The organism is Frigoribacterium sp. Leaf172 (assembly GCF_001424285.1).
In the GTDB taxonomy this organism is placed as follows: Bacteria; Actinomycetota; Actinomycetes; order Actinomycetales; family Microbacteriaceae; genus Frigoribacterium.
Map to the genome: position 1 here is coordinate 718,447 of NZ_LMPB01000001.1, position 16,716 is coordinate 735,162.

A 16,716-nucleotide genomic window follows, 5' to 3' on the forward strand; every position below is an offset into this window, starting at 1 on the left:
GAGGTCGAGGGCTCGGGGATCCTCGGTGCCATGGCCACCAGCGCCGCCAAGGCCGACACCGCCGACTTCCAGCTCGCGCTGGCGACGCAGAACGCCTCCGGCTACGCCAACGTGCGGGCCGAGGACATCGCCGGAATCATGCTGCGCCAGGCGCAGTTCACGGCCTCGCTCGAGGCGGCGACGGCGCTGCCGGCGTTCCACCTCGACGTGCCGTCCGGCGCGACGTCGACCACCCTGTACGCCTTCACGATCGGCGGCACGCGATGAGCGACGCGACCCCGCGACACAGCGAGGCGACCCCGGCCGAATCGACCGGAGCCACGACGCCCGGCGCCGTCGGCCCCTCGGACGAGTCCGGCGACGCGACCGCGACCCGACCCCGACGCCCCCGGCGCGGTCGCACCATCGCGATCGTGGCGGGCGCGCTCGTCGTCGCCGCGGCCATCGTCGTCACCGTGATCGTCGTGCAGCCCGACGATGAGCCGGCCGGAGCTCCGGTCGCCGCGACGCTCCCCGTCGCCCTGCCCGCCGGCGATCTGCCTGAGGGCACCACGGTCGGCGTCATCGTCACCCTCGGCCCCGGAGCCGAGGGCGCCGACTGGAACGGCGCGGCCCAGGGCGCGCTCGTCGCCGAGCGCCGTCTCGAGCTCGGCGGGGCCGACATCGCCCTCGCCACCGAGAACGACGGCGGCACCGAGGCGGGTGCGGCCGACGCCGTCGCCGCCCTCGTCGAGCGGGGCGTCGCCGGCATCGTCGTCGCGAGCTCCGGCCCGCACATCGTCGGCGCCCTGAGCGCCGCGGCCGACGCCGGTCTCCCCGTCGTCCTGCCGTACGCCCCGGTGCCCGACGGCGCCGAGGGCTCCGTCTGGTCGACCGCCCCCGACACCGCCTCGACCGGCGCGGCGCTCACCGAGGCCCTCGCCGGCGCCACCCGGACGCTCCTGGTCGACGCCGGAGGCGGAGCGCCCGTCGGCGTCGAGATCGGTCGCACCCTCGCCGCCACCTCGGCGGCCGGTGACGACGGCCTCGCCCGCGAGGTCGCCCGCCTGACCGGCTCGACCCCGCCCGCGACCGAGACCGGCGACGACGTCTCGGCCACCGCCTCCCAGGAGGAGGACCCGGTCGCCGACCCGTCCGACGCCGTCCTCGTGAGCGGTTCCGCCGCCCGCCTGGCCGACGTCGTCGCACGCCTGCAGACGGCTGACCTGGCCGTCCCCGTCGTGCTGACCGCCGACGCCACGAGCCCGGCGTTCTCGTCGGGTCTGACGGCGGACGGCGCGAGCCTGTCGGGCTCGCTCGTCACGGTCGGCCCCGAGACCGGCGACGCGACCGCCCTCCGGGGCGACGCCGCCGGGCGCTCGGTGTCGGCGTTCCTCGGCGGGGTCCGTGTCCTCGCCCAGGACCCCGACGCGGTGAACCTGACCGACGATCAGCCCTTCACGGCGGTCGCCGGAGCCGCCGACGCCCGCAGCCACGACGCCGTCGTCGCGCTCGTCCGAGCCGTCGAGGCCTCCGGGTCGATCGAGCCCGGCGCCGTAGGCGACGCCCTCGGCGACCTCGCCCTCGGGGCCTCCGACGGCATCGCCGGCCCCGAGCTCGACTTCTCGTCGGCCCAGGCCCTCGGCGGCGAGGTGACGGTGCTCAACGCGTCGTCGCAGGACCTCGGTCTGCGCCCGACGGCCGACGACGGCTCGACGAGCCTGATCTGGTTCGCCGGCCCGGCCACGACCCCCGCCGCCGGCTGACCCGCACCCCGCCCGCCCGCACGGCAGCACCACCGCAGCACAGCACCACCGCACCACCCGCAACACGGCACCACCGCGACCCACCCCACCTCCGACCGAGGAGCCCCCATGCGCGTCCTGATCGATCTCGACGGCGACCGACGGAGCATCGACGTCGACCGCTGGCAGGGCTCGGCCACGCTCGGCGAGCTCGTCGCGGCGGCCGGGGGAGACCCGCGGGCCACCGACACCGACCTCTTCGTCGACGAGGCCGCCGTGCCCCTCGACACGCCCCTCGACGACCTCGTGCTGCTCGAGGGGTCGCGCATCGCGCGCACCCCGGGCACGCGTCGTCGCCAGCTGTCCGGCTGGAGCGTCACCCTCGCCGGCGGTCTCGCCGCGGGTCAGGTCGTCGAGGTGCCGCGCAGCCGCCCGCTCGTCGTCGGTCGCGCCCCGCAGGCCGATCTCGTGCTGCCGACCGCCAGCGCCTCGTGGGAGCACTGCACGATCGAGCTCGACGGCGACGGCGTGCGCATCCGCGACGCCGGGTCGACCAACGGCACCCTGATCGGCGGCGAGCGGGTCGACGCCGAGGGCGTCGAGATCACCGAGGCGACGACCGCCATCGTCGGCGGTGCGGTGCTGCTCGTCCGCCCCGCCCTGGCCGAGGTCACCGTGCCGGCGCCCGGGTCGCTGCACAACCTGACCCCCGCCTCCACGGCTCCCTTCAACCGTCCGCCCCGGCCGGGCCGCACCGACGACGGCGAGCCCGTGCAGCCGCCCGAGCGCAAGGAGGTGCCGCCGGCCTCGAAGTTCAGCTACATCACCGTGCTCGCGCCCCTGCTGCTGGCCGGCGCGATGGTGGCGCTGCTCGGCGACGCCCGGTTCGCGCTCTTCGCGCTGCTCAGCCCCGTCACCGCGATCGGCATGTGGCTCGAGCAGAAGCACCGTCGCACGAAGAACCTCCGCGAAGAGGAGGAGCGCTTCGACAAGGCCGTCGACGACTTCTCCGCCGAGATCGCCGAGGCGGCGGCCGAGGAGGCGCGGCGCCGCTTCGATCTCGTCCCCGACCCCGCGACGGTGCTGCGTCGTCCGGAGCTGCCGACCACTCTGCTCTGGCAGCGACGGGTCGGCGCCGACGACTTCCTGGCGCTGCACGCCGGCATCGGCGACGTGCCCTGGCGCCCCGAGCTCGACGACCGCGGCTCGACGCGTCGCGACGACCGGGTCAAGGAGGCGCTGGCCGCCGGGCGGCTCGCCTCGGCGCCCGTCGTGGTCGACCTGACCGACGCCGGCGTCGTCGGGATCGTCGGAGACCGCGCCGGCGCCCTCGCGCTCGCGCGCAGCCTGCTCGCCCAGGCGGCGGTCCACTGCGGCCCCGCCGACCTGACCATCGGCACGTTCTGCGACCCGGGTCGCGACGCGGACTGGGAGTGGGCGTCGTGGCTGCCGCACACCCGTCAGGTCGGCAGCAGCACCGGCGACCGCTGGATGTCGGCCCGTCGCGAGGCGAGCGTGTCGATGCTGCGCGGCCTCCGCGAGACGGTGGACGAGATGCCCACCCCGGCCCTGCTCGTCGTGCTCGACTCCGAGGTGCTGACCGAGGGCCGTGACGCGCCCGCCCGCGCGATCCTCGGCCATGGACGCTCGGTGCCCGGCGTGACGCTGCGTCCGAACGAGCGGAGCGTCCGCGTCAGCGGCATCGTCATCGCGACGTCGGAGGAGCAGCTCCCCGCCTCGTGCACCACCGTCGTCGTGGTCGGCGAGGACGCCGCCGCGACCGTGCACCGCCCGGAGGACCGCACCCGGGTCGACGACGTCGTGCTCGCCGGCGTCGACGTCGCCACCGCCGAGGAGTGCGCGCGGCACCTCGCCCACTTCGACGACCCCGAGCTGATCGTGCCCGGGGCGTCGCTGCCCTCGCTCGTGCGTCTGCCCGAGCTCTTCGGCGTGCCGCGCCTCGACGCCGAGTCCGTCCAGTCGATGTGGCGGGCGCGCACGGGCGTCTCGACCCCCATCGGCTCGTCGGAGTCGGGCGTGCTCACCCTCGACCTCGTCGCCGACGGCCCGCACGGCCTCGTGGGCGGCACCACCGGGTCGGGCAAGAGCGAGTTCCTCCGCTCGCTCGTCGCCGGCCTCGCCGCCCGCAACGACCCGACCCGCCTGAACTTCATCCTGATCGACTTCAAGGGCGGCGCGGCCTTCGCGGCCTGTGAGCGACTGCCGCACACCATCGGCACGATCAGCAACCTCGACGAGCAGCTCGCCGACCGCGCCCTCCGCTCGCTCGAGGCCGAGATGCAGCGTCGGCAGCGCGTCTTCGCCGAGGCGGGCGACGACATCGACAACCTCGAGGCCTATCTCGCGACCTCCCCCGCGGAGCCGATGCCGCGCCTCCTGCTGGTCGTCGACGAGTTCGCGATGCTCGCGAAGGACTTCCCCGACGTGCTCAGCTCGCTCGTCAGCGTCGCCGCCGTGGGGCGGACCCTGGGGGTCCACATGATCCTCGCGACGCAGCGTCCCGCCGGCGTCGTGAACGACGACATCCTAGCCAACACGAACCTGCGGGTGGCGCTGCGCGTGCAGAGCCGCGAGGACTCAAGCAACGTGATCGGCGTGCCCGCGGCCGCCGGCATCTCGCGCGCCCAGACGGGCCGCGCGTACGTGAAGCTCGGTCAGGACGACATCACCCCCGTGCAGACCGCGCTCGTCACCGGGCGGGCCCTCGAGGCGGCCGCCGAGGCCGTCAGCGTGCGCGACATCGGGCAGTTCGGCGTCCCGGCGCCCCGTCCGGCCCCGCCGCGCGCCTCGGCGAAGGACAGCACCGACCTCGATGAGCTGATCGACGCGATCGTCGCGGCCGATGCGGAGGCCGGCTTCGCGCCTCCTCGGCAGGTCTGGCCGGAGGCGCTGGGCGAGTCGGTCGCGCTGGCCGGGTTCCCGACGGCGAGCGTCGGCGACGGCTCGGCGGGCTCGGCCGGCGACGGCGATGCGGCGACCGCGACCGCGCCGGAGGTCGGCGGAGTGCAGGGCGACCGCGTCGTGGTGGCGTTGGCCGACGAGCCGGATCTGCAGCGGCAGAGCCCCGCCGGCTGGGACATGGCGCAGGGCAACCTGCTCGTCATGGGGATCCCCGGCAGCGGTACGAGCACGACCCTGGCGACGCTCGCCCTCACGCTGGCCCGCGACACCGCCCCCGCGGACCTCGACCTGTACGTGCTCGACCTCGGCTCCCGCGACCTCGCGCCCCTGGCGGATCTGCCGCACACCGTGGCCTACGTCGGACCGGGCGCCGGGGCGAAGGAGCAGCAGGCGAGGTTCCTGCGGCACCTGCGCACCGAGCTCGAGGCCCGCCGCGCCGATCCCGTCGGCCGCCGTCGCGCCGTCGTGCTGCTGGACGGCCTCGCGGCCCTCCGCGACGAGCTGCAGGACTACGAGGGGCAGCAGCTGCTCGACCTCCTCTACCGCGTCTACGCCGACGGACCGGCGCTTGGGCTCTCGTTCGCCGTGTCCACCACCCGCGCCAAGGCCGTTCCGTCGGCGATGGACGAGGTCACGACGCAGAAGTGGCTCTTCCGCCTCGCCGACCCGTACGACTACGCCTCGCTCGGGGTGAAGGGCAAGAGCATCCCCGCGCCCGTCCCCGGCCGTCTCGTCGACGTGACGAACCGGCTGCAGATGCACGTCGCGACCCCCGCCGGGTCGCTCGTCGGCGCCGTCGCGCACGTCGCGTCGATCTGGCACGGCGTCGCCCCGAAGGCCAACGCGATCGGTCAGCTGCCCGACGACGTCCGCGTCGACGAGCTCGGACTCGCCCCCACCTTCGACGGCGAGCCGTGGCGTCTGCCCGTCGGCATCGGCGAAGACGACCTCAGCCCCGCCGTGCTCGAGGTCTACGAGGGCGAGCACGTGCTCGTCGCCGGGCCGGCGCGGTCGGGCAAGTCGACCCTGCTGCTGGCGATCGCCGAGTCGATCCGCGGGGTCTCGGGCTCGACGCGGCCCGTCGTCTGGGGCATCGGCGACCGCCGCTCGCCGCTCGCGCACGCGCCGCTCGACCGCGTCGCCGTCGGAGCCGACGAGGTGCCGGCGCTGCTCGCGGCCCTCCGCCTCGAACGCGGGCCGGTCGTGCTGCTGATCGACGACGCCGAGCGCTTCGACGACACCGACCAGTCGATCGCGAACCTGCTCGCGTCGAACCGGCCCGGGCTCTGCGTCATCGCCGCAGGGCGCTCGGTCGACCTGCGGAGCCTCTACGGCCACTGGACGAAGACCGTCCGCAAGTCCCGGTGCGGCGTGCTGCTCCAGCCCGACGTCGACTACGACGGCGAGCTGCTCGGCGTGACCCTCCCGCGCCGCTCGCCGGTCGCGCTGACCCAGGGACGCGGCTACGCCGGTGCCGGAGGCGCGGTGCGGCTCGTGCAGGCCATGAGCCCGAGCGTCGCGGAGCCGGCCCGCACGGCCTGACCCGCGCCTCCCCGGTGCCGAGCCCGCGCTCGTGCCCGCGCCCGCGCTGCCGGGCTGCGCCGCGCGTCGTGCACGGTGGTCAGAAGACGCCCTTCCGGGCCCCGCGGAGGGCGCTTTCCGCCCACCGTCCGTGGCCGACCCCGTCAGTCGCGCGTCGTGATGCTGAAGGGCGAGCTCTCGAGGTTCGTGAAGTTCCCGACGGTGGCCCGCAGCACGCACGTCGGAGCGACCGACAGCGCCGTGACGACGAGCCCGTCCGACGACACGGCCAGCGCCCCGCCGCAGCCGTCGGCGAAGCGGACGCCCGCCTCGCCGCCCGCGACGTCGACGAGCATCTGCGACGGCGACCCCGTGCTCGGGCTCGAGTAGAGCGGGTTGAGCTCGTCCGGTCCGTCGGCCCAGACCGGCACGAGCGTGACGGCGAGCGGCGTCTGGCTGACGGTGCGCGACGGGGTCACGACCTGCACCCCGAGGAGGCGCTGCGCCGGATACGCGGACCCGGTCACGGTCTCGTCCGTGGTCGCCTCGGTCGTCGCGGCCGCCGCCTCGTCGAGCCAGGCGTCCAGCGCCGTCGCGTCGGCGAACGAGGCCGGCATCGTCGCGCCGACCTCGATCTGACCGCCCGCGGGCACCTCGACGCCGGTGAGGGTCCAGCCGCAGTCGGCGGTGACGCCGGTCACGGACGGCTGGTTGCGGCTGCCGGTCGCGCCGGTCCAGGTGACGGGAGGGCAGCCGTCGGCGTCGCCGGGCGCGGGCAGCACCTCGAGCAGCGCGCCGGTCAGCGGGGCGCTCTGCGCGGCGTACGCGATGGTCAGCGAGACGGTGCCCGCGTCGGGGTCGTAGCTCGCGTCGCGGACGATCGACAGCCCGGTCGGCAGGGCCGGGTCGCGCTGGCTCGCCGTCGCGGCGTCGGGCGACGTCGGCGCCTCGTCCTCCGTCGAGCCTCCGGGCAGCAGCACGACGAGTCCGACCACGAGCGCCGCGATCAGGACGACGCCGAGGCCGGCGAAGGCCAGCGCCTTGTTCGTCAGCCACTCGGGGCGGCGGCTCCGCGGCCTCTCGTCCTCGACGGGCCGGGTGGGAGGCGCGGTGCGGCGGGGCATCGGCCGCACGATCGTCGCCGAGCCGCCCTCGCCCAGCTCGGGTCGCGGTCCGGCCGCGGCGGCGGTGGCCGGGTCGGAGCCGGTCCCGTCGCGATCGGAGGCGGCGCCGTCGGCCCGACCCGCGCCTCCGGGGATGGTGGCGGGCGAGACGGCACCGGCCGCCGCGCCTCGGACGATCGTCGCGGGTCGCTCGACGTCGGCGAAGCCCTCGGGCGCGACGGCGGGTCGGAGGGCCGGCAGGTCGGCGTGGGTCGCCGCGAGTCGCCGCATCGCGCTCGCGGCGTCGGCGGCCGACGGACGCGCCGCCGGGTCCTTCGACAGCACCGTCTCGAGAGCGGCCCAGAGGTCGGCGGGCACATCGAGTCGCGGGGGAGTCGACGTCACGTGCCGGTAGGCCACGGTGAAGTCGGTTCCCGGACCGGCGAACGGCGTGCGCCCCGCGAGCAGCTCGTAGAGCATGACGCCCGTGGCGTAGACGTCGCCCGCCGCCCCCGAGCGGCCCTGGCTGATCAGCTCGGGCGACATGTACTGCGGGGTGCCGAGCAGCCCGGTGGTCTGCCGCATCTTCTCGTCGACGACGGAGGCGATGCCGAAGTCGCTCACCCGCACGGCGCCGGTCAGCCCCGGGCTCCACGGTTCGGCCAGCAGCACGTTGTCGGGCTTCACGTCGCGGTGCGTGACCTGGCGGGCGTGGGCGGCGGCCAGCGCGTCGAAGACCTCGGCGACGAGCGTGAGGGCGTCGTGAGCGGGCAGGGGGCCGGTCTCGGCGAGCAGATCGCGCACCGACCCGCCGGGCACGAGGTCCATCACGATCGCGAGACGGTCGCCCTCGACCACGAGGTCCTGCACGCGCACGATGCTCGGGTGGCGCAGCGACAGCAGCACCGAGCGCTCGCGGACGAACCTCTCGACCAGCCCGGCGTCGTCGGCGTGCTCCGGCTTGAGGAGCTTGGCCGCCGCGACCCCCGTCTCGCCGGAGTCGCCTCCGACCGAGACGCGCCAGACCTCGCCGACGGCCCCCGTGCCGATCAGCTCGACGAGTCGGTAGGACGCCCCGAGAGCCTCCCCTGACCTCGACTGCGCCACTGACTCCCCCTCGGGGACGAGCGGACCCCGCGCCAGGTCGTCCCATCTCTCATCGTACTGACCGCATCGGCGGTCCGACGCCGATCGACGCCCCTCGTCGGAGGGGTGACGGCTCGGTCGGCCGGGTCGCATCGCGCGTGGCCCGCGCCACGGTGGACGGCTGTCGGGGGTCGCTGCCATGCTCGGGTCATGGCTACCCTCACTCGTCCCCGTCGCGGCAAGGTCATCGCCGGCGTCTGCGCCGCTCTCGCCAACCGATTCGGCATCAGCGCGTTCCTGGTGCGACTGCTCTTCGTGCTGTCGATCGTGCTGCCCGGGCCGCAGGTGCTCGTGTACATCGTGCTGTGGGTCGTCTTCCCCAAAGAGCGGTAGGACGACGCGCGCTCAGCGGCGCGTGAGCGTCTGCAGCAGAGACTCCTGCAGGTAGCCGAGCCAGTCGAAGACCGCGTGCATCGCCTGGAGGTGCGACTCGGCTCCGCTCGGCAGCCCTTCGTCGGTGATCCCGAGACGGGTGCCGAGGGTCAGGCGCAGATCGGTGAGACTCCGCAACCAGGCCTGCTGGGCGGCGGTGTCGAGCCGGCGCTCATCGGCGCGAGGTCCCTTAGATCTCGACCCGCGCCTCCTCGGTGTGGTGGCGTCGTCGCTCGTGGCGCCCTCGGTCGCGTCGGCGGAGGGGGCCGCGAGGGTCGCGAGCACCACCTGCGCGTTGGCGATCTTGCGTCCGGTCAGGTCGTCGGCCGTGAACCGTCTGAACTCGGCGGCCGCCTCGTCGTCGTCCGGGTAGGCCGACGGCAGGAGGCGCACCATGGCCGGATCCGCGGCGTCGCCGTGCTCGAGCATCTGCACGACCTGCCGCGTGAGGTCCATCAGCAGCGCGCGCTCGTGCTCGGGCAGGGTGAGCAGCACGTCGTCGCCGTCGCGATCGCGCCGGAACGGGATCATTCGCCGGCCTTCGAGACGGTCGCCCAGAGGCCGAAGTCGTGCAGGGCCTCGACGTGCCGCTCCATCGTCTCGCGCGGGCCCGTCGCCACGGTCGCCCTGCCGGTCGTGTGCACCTGCATCATGAGCCGCTCGCACTGGGCGACGGGGTAGCCGAAGTAGGTCGAGAAGACGTACGTGACGTACGACATCAGATTCACCGGGTCGTCCCAGACGAGGGTCACCCAGGGGGTGTCGGGGGCCTCGAGAAGGCGCAGGTCGCTCTCGGCCTCGGTGCCGGTGCGTTCGTCGAGATGCGTGTCCACGCCACCAGGGTGTCACGGCGGCGGTCCCGCAGGCCGACGGTCGCCCGGGCCTACCCGGTGTCAGGCGGCCGCGTTATGCTGGGGACTGTCGCGACTGGCGTTCAGATGGTCGACCATCGGGGAGCGACTGACACACGGTTGGTGGCCGTACGCCTGGGCCACGACACCAGATCCCGTCCGTCCCGTGTGCCGAGGAGCAGCCCCATGACCGTCAACCAGAAACTCCCGTCTACCTTCAACGAGCCGCTCTCGGTCGTCGACCCCGAGATCGCCGCCGTGCTCGAGCAGGAGCTCGGTCGCCAGCGCGACTACCTCGAGATGATCGCCTCCGAGAACTTCGTGCCCCGCGCGGTGCTCGAGTCGCAGGGCTCCGTCCTCACCAACAAGTACGCCGAGGGCTACCCGGGTCGCCGCTACTACGGCGGCTGCGAGTACGTCGACGTCGCCGAGAACCTCGCGATCGAGCGCGCCAAGTCGCTGTTCGGTGCCGACTTCGCCAACGTGCAGCCCCACTCGGGAGCCCAGGCCAACGCCGCCGTGCTCGCCGCGCTGGCCGACATCGGCGACACGATCCTCGGTCTCGAGCTCTCGCACGGCGGTCACCTGACCCACGGCATGAAGCTGAACTTCTCGGGCAAGATGTACAAGGCCGTCGCCTACGAGGTCGACCCCGAGACCTACCTGATCGACATGGACGTCGTCCGCCGTCAGGCCATCGAGCACAAGCCGAAGGTCATCATCGCCGGCTGGTCCGCCTACCCGCGTCAGCTCGACTTCGCCGCCTTCCGAGCGATCGCGGACGAGGTCGGCGCATACCTCTGGGTCGACATGGCCCACTTCGCCGGTCTCGTCGCCGCGGGCCTCCACCCGTCGCCCGTGCCGCACGCGCACGTCGTCTCGTCGACCGTGCACAAGACGCTCGCCGGCCCGCGGTCCGGCGTCATCCTGTCGAACCACGAGCCGTTGTTCAAGAAGCTCAACTCGGCCGTGTTCCCCGGGCAGCAGGGCGGCCCCCTGATGCACGTCATCGCCGCCAAGGCCACGGCCTTCAAGCTCGCCGCCGAGCCCGAGTTCAAGGACCGCCAGGAGCGCACCATCCGCGGAGCCCAGCTGCTCGCGGCCCGTCTCATGCAGGCCGACGCCCAGGCCGCGGGGGTCGACGTGCTCACCGGCGGCACCGACGTGCACCTCGTGCTCGTCGACCTGCGAGCCTCCGAGGTCGACGGCAAGCAGGCCGAGAACCTCCTCCACGAGGTGGGCATCACCGTCAACCGCAACTCGGTGCCGTGGGATCCTCGCCCGCCGATGACCACCTCCGGTGTCCGCATCGGCACGTCGGCCCTCGCGACCCGCGGCTTCGACGACGTCGAGTTCACCGAGGTCGCCGACATCATCGCCCTCGCCCTGATGCCCGAGCCCGACATCGCCGCGCTCGCGGCGCGGGTGAAGGCGCTGACCGACGCGTTCCCCCTCTACGCGTGACGGCGGGCGTGACCGGGTCGACCCGCGCCTCCTCGGGGGCTGCCGGCGACCCGGCGATCGGCGATGCGTCCGCGGGCGATGCGGCTGCGGGCGCCGTGACCGGGCCGCCGCGGGAGCGGTTCGTGCCGGGCGACGAGTCGACGGCGATCCGCATCGACGGCACTGCTCTGGCCGCCGCCGTCAAGGACGATCTGCGGGTGCGGGTCGATGCGCTCAAGGCGCGCGGCATCGCGCCGGGGCTGGGGACGATCCTCGTCGGCCAGAACGCCGGATCGCTGTCCTACGTCGCCGGCAAGCACCGCGACTGCGCCGAGGTCGGCATCGAGTCCATCCGCATCGACCTGCCCGAGACGGCGTCGGAGGCCGACATCCGCGGCGCCATCGAGACGATGAACGGCGACCCCGCGGTGACGGCCTTCATCATCCAGCTGCCGCTGCCCGCCGGGATCGACCCCACGGCGATGCTCGAGCTGATGGACCCGGCGAAGGACGCCGACGGCCTGCACCCCGTCAACCTCGGCGAGCTCGTGCTCGCGGTGCCCGGGGGCAAGGGCTCGATCGACACCCCGTTGCCGTGCACGCCGCGCGGCATCGTCGAGATGCTCACCGCCTACGACATCCCGATCGCCGGGCGGCATGTGACGATCATCGGTCAGGGTCTGACGGTCGGGCGGCCCCTGGGTCTGCTGCTGACCCGTCTCGAGGCGACGGCGACCCTGACGCACTCGCGCACGGTCGACGTCGCGGCCGAGGTGCGCCGGGCCGACATCGTCGTGGCGGCCGCGGGCGTCGCCGGGCTCGTCCAGCCCGACTGGATCGCGCCGGGCGCCGCCGTGATCGACGTGGGCATCACCCGGGTGCTGAACGAGGAGACCGGCCGGTACCGACTGCGCGGCGACGTCGACCCGGCCGTCGCGTCGGTCGCCGGGTTCCAGTCGCCCGTCCCGGGCGGGGTCGGGCCGATGACGCGGGCCATGCTGCTGAAGAACGTCGTCGAGGCCGCCGAGCGCTGACCCGCCCCGGCGCCGGCCCGCCCCTGGCTACGCCGCCACGCTTAAACCGGGCGTCGTGTCCACAACCTGGAGCTATGGCGCTCAGCGCCCAGGGCTCAGCGCCCAGCGCCCAGCGCCCAGCGCGCGGGGCTACGCGTCGCGGCGGGCACCCTCGGCGGCGGTCACCGTGAAGACGGTCGGTGCAGCGTGTCCCGCCTGGGCGAACGCCTCGACCACGGCCTGCTCGATCGCGGCCCGCGACTCGCTCGGCACGAGGGCGATCGCCGAGCCGCCGAAGCCGCCGCCCGTCATCCGCGCGCCGAGCGCACCGTTCGCCTGGGCCGTCGCGACCGCGAGGTCGAGCTCGGGCACGGAGATCTCGAAGTCGTCGCGCATCGAGACGTGCGAGGCGTCGAGCAGGTGCCCGATCGCTCGTGCGCCGTCCGTGCGGAGCGTGCGGACCGTGTCGAGCACGCGCTGGTTCTCGGTCACGACATGGCGGACGCGGCGGAAGGTCTCGTCGTCGAGCACCTCCCCGGCGCGGGCGAGGTCGTCGACGTCGAGGTCACGCAGCGACGTCACCCCGAGGGCGGCGGCGCCTCGCTCGCAGGAGGCGCGGCGGTCGACGTAGCCGCCGGTCGCGTGCGCGTGCTCGACCCTCGTGTCGACGACGAGCACCTCGAGGCCGGCGGCGGCGAAGCCCAGTTCGACGACGTCGGCGTCGAGGCTGCGGCAGTCGAGGAAGACGCCCGAGTCGAGCCGACCGAGCAGCGACGCCGACTGGTCCATGATGCCGGTGGGGGCGCCGACGGCCTCGTTCTCGGCGAGCTGCCCGACGGCGGCCAGCGTCGAGCGGTTGACGTCGATCGACCAGAGCTCGGCGAAGGCGAGCGCGACCGAGCATTCGAGGGCGGCCGACGACGAGAGGCCGGCGCCGACGGGCACCTCGGACTCGACGAAGAGGTCGAGCCCGGTCGCCGTCGACAGGTCGATGCCCGTGGCGTCGCCGCCGGCGGCGGAGAAGGCGGGGGAGTCGGCGCGGGTCGGGGCGATCGAGAGCGCCCAGGCGATGCCGAAGACGTAGCTCGACCAGCCCGACATGCCGGCCGGGTCGAGCGCGTCGAGCGAGATCTCGTGGACGCCGGCCTCGAACGACGACGAGACCCGCAGCAGGCGGTCGTCGCGCCGCCCCACGGTGACGGTCGTGCGCCGGTCGATGGCGAACGGCAGCACGAAGCCGTCGTTGTAGTCGGTGTGCTCGCCGATGAGGTTCACCCGGCCGGGAGCCGACCAGCGGCCGACGATCTCGGTGTCGAACACGTCGGAGAACCGGCGGGGTGCGGTGGTGTCGGTCATGCTCGTTCGATCGCCTCTCTGATCAGTTCGGCCTGGCCCTCGGGGACGAGGTCGCCGATCCAGGCTCCCATCGCTGCCTCCGAGCCGGCCAGGAATTTGAGCCGGGACTCGGCCCGACGAGGCGACGTGATCTGCAGATTCAGTCGCACGGTGTCGCGGCCCACGGTCACGGGCGCCTGGTGCCAGGCCGAGATGTAGGGGGTGGGGTCGTCGTACAGGGCGTCGACACCCCTCAGGAGGCGCCGGTACATGATCGCGAGCTCGTCGCGCTCGTCCGAGGTCAGCCCGGCGAAGTCGGGCACGTGACGGTGCGGCAGCAGGTGGATCTCGATGGGCCAGCGCGCCGCGAACGGCACGAACGCCGTGAAGTGCTCGCCGGCGAGCACGACCCGCGGGCCGTTCCGCTCGCTGTCGAGCAGATCGGCGAAGAGGCTGGGCCCGTACGAGTCGATGCTGCGGAGCAGGCTCAGCGTCCGGGGGGTGACGTAGGGGTACGCGTAGATCTGGCCGTGGGGGTGGTGCAGGGTGACGCCGATGGCCTGACCGCGGTTCTCGAAGGGGAACACCTGCTCGATGCCGGGCAGCGCCGAGAGGGCCTCGGTGCGGTGGGCCCACGCCTCGACGACCGTGCGGGCACGCGACTCGCTGAGGTCGGCGAACGAGCCCTCGTGCTCGGGGCTGAAGCAGACGACCTCGCAGCGGCCGACGCTGCGCCGGGTGCGGCCCATGCCGAGACGGGCGAGGTCGTCGACGCCCTCGGGGGCCTCGTCGTCGGTGAGGAGGGGCCCGAACGAGGGCGACCGGTTCTCGAACACCGCGACGTCGTACATGTCGGGGATCTCGGAGGGGTTGGCGGCCGTCGCCGGCGCGAGCGGGTCGAGCTCGGCCGGGGGCAGGAACACCCGGTTCTGGCGGGAGGCCGCAATCGACACCCAGTCGCCGGTGAGGACGTCCTGACGCATCGTCGCGGTGTCGGGGCGGGGGTCGAGCACGCGCGCGTCGGCCCGGCGGTCCGGCCCGAGGGCGGTGTCGGCGTCGTCGAAGTAGATGAGCTCGCGCCCGTCGGCGAGCACCGTGGTGCGGGTGGCGATCGACGCCATGGGGGAGCCTCCTCGATCGTGCTTCGCACAGCGGGATTTGCATTTGCGAAAGCACCTGAAAGCATACGAAAATGACGGGGTGAACGCCAACCCGAACGACGAGCAGCTTCCGGGCGAGCGACGTCGCGACCGCATCGCCGATCTCGTCGGCCGTCGCGGGTTCGTGCGCACCGCCGAGCTCGCCCGCGAGTTCCGGCTGTCGGAGGTCACGATCCGCACGGATCTCGAGAGTCTCGCGTCCGACGGTCTGCTGTCGAGGGTGCACGGGGGTGCGCTGTCGCTCGACCGGCCGGTCGTCGAGCGCCCGTTCGAAGAAGAGAGCTCGGTGGGCATCGAGGCCAAGCGGGCGATCGGGGTGACCGCCGCCTCCCTGGTGCGATCGGGCGACTGCGTCGTCATCGACGTCGGCACGACGACGACCCAGATCGCCCTGGCGCTGCTCGAGCGCGACGAGCTGCACGACGTCGTCGTCGTCACGAACGGGCTGACGATCGCGCTCGCGCTCGAGCAGGCGGTGCCGCGCTTCACCGTCATCGTGTCGGGCGGCACGCTGCGGCCCCTGCAGCACTCGCTCGTCAATCCGCTGGCGACGAGCGTCTTCGCGAACATCACCGCCGACGTCGCCTTCATCGGCTGCACCGGCGTCGACACCGCGCACGGCGCCACCAACGTGAACCTCCCCGAGACCGACCTCAAGCGCCTGATGACGCAGACCGCCCGGCGGTCGTACCTCGTGGCGGACGGCGCGAAGCTGGGCGAGGCGCATCTGGGCGTCATCGCCCCGCTCGGCACGTTCGAGGCGCTGGTGACCGCGGCGGCGGAGCCCGAGCACGTGGCGGGACTCCGGGCCTCGGGTCTGACGGTGATCGAGGCCGACCGAGACGACGACCGACTCGAACCCGAGCGGGCGGGCCCGCATCGTGCCGATCCCGGCCGGGCGCACGACGACGACACCGAGCAAGCTGGCGACACAGGAGGCGCGACATGAGCGACGCATCGACCGAGAGCCGTACGACGGGCCGGCCCCATCCGCCGACGGGTGCGCAGTACCGTCTGGCGCTCGACGAGGCCGGGCACGAGGTCTCGGCGATCGTGACCGAGGTGGCGGCGGGCATCCGCGCGCTGTCGGTCGACGGGCATGCGCTGACCGAGACGTTCGCCGAGCACGAGACCCCGCCGTCGGCGTGCGGCATCGTGCTGTTCCCCTGGCCGAACCGGGTCGACGGCGGCCGGTGGCTGCTCGACGGGGTCGAGCAGCGACTCGACATCACCGAGGTCGCGAAGGGCAACGCCAGCCACGGCCTCCTGAGGTACACCGCCTACCGGCCGGTCGAGGTCGAGCGTCATGCGGTCACCCTCGGAGCGACCGTCCATCCGCAGCACGGCTACCCGTTCCAGCTCGACACGACCGTGCGGCACGAGCTGGTGAGCGACGGCATGGTCGTCACGCACACGGTGATCAACGTCGGTCGCGGGCGCGCCCCCTTCGCCGTGGGCGCGCATCCCTTCCTCCGGGTGGGCGACCACGACGTCGCGACGCTGCGGGTCACCCTCGAGGCGGCGACCCGTTACGAGGTGGACGAGCGGAGCATCCCGACGGGCACGACGCCGGTGGCCGGAACGTCGTACGACCTCTCGGGCGGGCCGCTCGTCGGCGACCTCGACATCGACGCCGGCTACCGCGACGTCGCGCCCGACGCCGAGGGCATCCGGCGGACCCGTCTCACGGCACCCGACGGCTGCACGACCGAGCTCTGGCAGGACGCTGCGTTCCCGTACGTCCAGGTGTTCACGCCCCGCAGCTTCCCGCGCGGCGGCGTCACCGGTCTGGCGGTCGCGGCCGAGCCCATGACGGCCCCGGCCAACGCGCTGGCGACCGGCGAGGGGCTCGTCTGGCTCGACGAGGGCGACACCTGGTCGGCCCGGTGGGGCATTCGGCGGACCCGGGGCTGACCCCGGTCGAGTCGATTCTGTCCTTTATGCGCAGTCTGGCCGTAAGGATTCCTCTGCATCGGAAATCGCGATAGCGTGTTGGCGTCCGGCTGGTTACCGGACGACAGTCGCCCGGCATCGCTGGTGGTCGCTCTTTTCCTGATCCGAATGGCGACCCCGCACGCCTGGTGCATCGTGCCCCTGGTCTCGACGCTCGCGCTGGGACCGGGGGT

At 73.7% G+C, this 16,716-nt stretch carries 12 protein-coding genes and 1 riboswitch; of the genes, 7 read left to right on the top strand and 5 right to left on the bottom strand.

Going from position 1 to position 16,716, the window contains the following annotated elements; translation table 11 throughout:
• Positions 1-263: 263 nt before the first annotated feature.
• Complete coding sequence (locus ASF89_RS03500; RefSeq protein ID WP_055812110.1) at positions 264-1,745, top strand: hypothetical protein; 1,482 nt, start codon at positions 264-266, stop codon at positions 1,743-1,745.
• Positions 1,746-1,853: 108 nt separating this feature from the next.
• Complete coding sequence (locus ASF89_RS03505; protein ID WP_055812113.1) at positions 1,854-6,188, top strand: FtsK/SpoIIIE domain-containing protein; 4,335 nt, start codon at positions 1,854-1,856, stop codon at positions 6,186-6,188.
• A gap of 143 nt (positions 6,189-6,331) precedes the next feature.
• On the opposite strand, the gene ASF89_RS03510 is transcribed toward ASF89_RS03505, so the two are convergent.
• Complete coding sequence (locus ASF89_RS03510; protein ID WP_055812116.1) at positions 6,332-8,377, bottom strand: serine/threonine-protein kinase; 2,046 nt, start codon at positions 8,375-8,377, stop codon at positions 6,332-6,334.
• Between the two features lie 189 nt (positions 8,378-8,566).
• Here ASF89_RS03510 and ASF89_RS03515 point away from each other — a divergent pair, with 189 nt between their 5' ends.
• Positions 8,567-8,749, top strand: coding sequence for a PspC domain-containing protein (locus tag ASF89_RS03515; RefSeq protein WP_055800183.1), 183 nt, complete (start codon positions 8,567-8,569; stop codon positions 8,747-8,749).
• 12 nt (positions 8,750-8,761) lie between these two features.
• Here ASF89_RS03515 and ASF89_RS03520 read toward each other — a convergent pair whose 3' ends face one another.
• Both ASF89_RS03520 and clpS read right to left on the bottom strand, forming a co-directional pair.
• Positions 8,762-9,319 carry a DUF2017 family protein gene (locus tag ASF89_RS03520; protein WP_055800186.1) on the bottom strand — a complete coding sequence of 186 codons (558 nt, stop codon included), beginning with the start codon at positions 9,317-9,319 and terminating at the stop codon, positions 8,762-8,764.
• Positions 9,316-9,621: an ATP-dependent Clp protease adapter ClpS gene (gene clpS, locus ASF89_RS03525; protein ID WP_055800189.1), complete on the bottom strand. Its 306-nt coding sequence runs from the start codon at positions 9,619-9,621 to the stop codon at positions 9,316-9,318. The genes ASF89_RS03520 and clpS overlap by 4 nt, the downstream gene beginning before the upstream one ends.
• Positions 9,622-9,701: 80 nt before the next feature.
• Positions 9,702-9,787, top strand: a riboswitch (ZMP/ZTP riboswitch).
• Between the two features lie 38 nt (positions 9,788-9,825).
• Between clpS and glyA the strand changes: the two genes are divergently transcribed.
• Positions 9,826-11,103 carry a serine hydroxymethyltransferase gene (gene glyA / locus ASF89_RS03530; protein ID WP_055812119.1) on the top strand — a complete coding sequence of 426 codons (1,278 nt, stop codon included), beginning with the start codon at positions 9,826-9,828 and terminating at the stop codon, positions 11,101-11,103.
• Between the two features lie 122 nt (positions 11,104-11,225).
• Positions 11,226-12,116: a bifunctional methylenetetrahydrofolate dehydrogenase/methenyltetrahydrofolate cyclohydrolase gene (locus tag ASF89_RS03535; protein ID WP_055800809.1), complete on the top strand. Its 891-nt coding sequence runs from the start codon at positions 11,226-11,228 to the stop codon at positions 12,114-12,116.
• Between the two features lie 129 nt (positions 12,117-12,245).
• Here the strand turns inward: ASF89_RS03535 and galK are convergent, their stop codons facing one another.
• Both galK and galT read right to left on the bottom strand, forming a co-directional pair.
• Positions 12,246-13,451 (bottom strand): galactokinase, encoded by a 1,206-nt coding sequence (galK, locus tag ASF89_RS03540; RefSeq protein ID WP_055812122.1) that lies wholly within the window; start codon positions 13,449-13,451, stop codon positions 12,246-12,248.
• Positions 13,448-14,551, bottom strand: coding sequence for a galactose-1-phosphate uridylyltransferase (galT, locus tag ASF89_RS03545; protein ID WP_055812125.1), 1,104 nt, complete (start codon positions 14,549-14,551; stop codon positions 13,448-13,450). Before galT ends, galK begins: the two co-directional genes overlap by 4 nt.
• Positions 14,552-14,630: 79 nt before the next feature.
• Here galT and ASF89_RS03550 point away from each other — a divergent pair, with 79 nt between their 5' ends.
• Both ASF89_RS03550 and ASF89_RS03555 read left to right on the top strand, forming a co-directional pair.
• Positions 14,631-15,539 (top strand): DeoR/GlpR family DNA-binding transcription regulator, encoded by a 909-nt coding sequence (locus tag ASF89_RS03550; RefSeq protein WP_235483966.1) that lies wholly within the window; start codon positions 14,631-14,633, stop codon positions 15,537-15,539.
• The gene (locus tag ASF89_RS03555) at positions 15,536-16,504 is read left to right on the top strand and encodes an aldose 1-epimerase family protein (RefSeq protein WP_082489747.1); all 969 of its coding nucleotides are present in this window, start codon (positions 15,536-15,538) and stop codon (positions 16,502-16,504) included. Before ASF89_RS03550 ends, ASF89_RS03555 begins: the two co-directional genes overlap by 4 nt.
• Positions 16,505-16,716 lie beyond the last annotated feature (212 nt).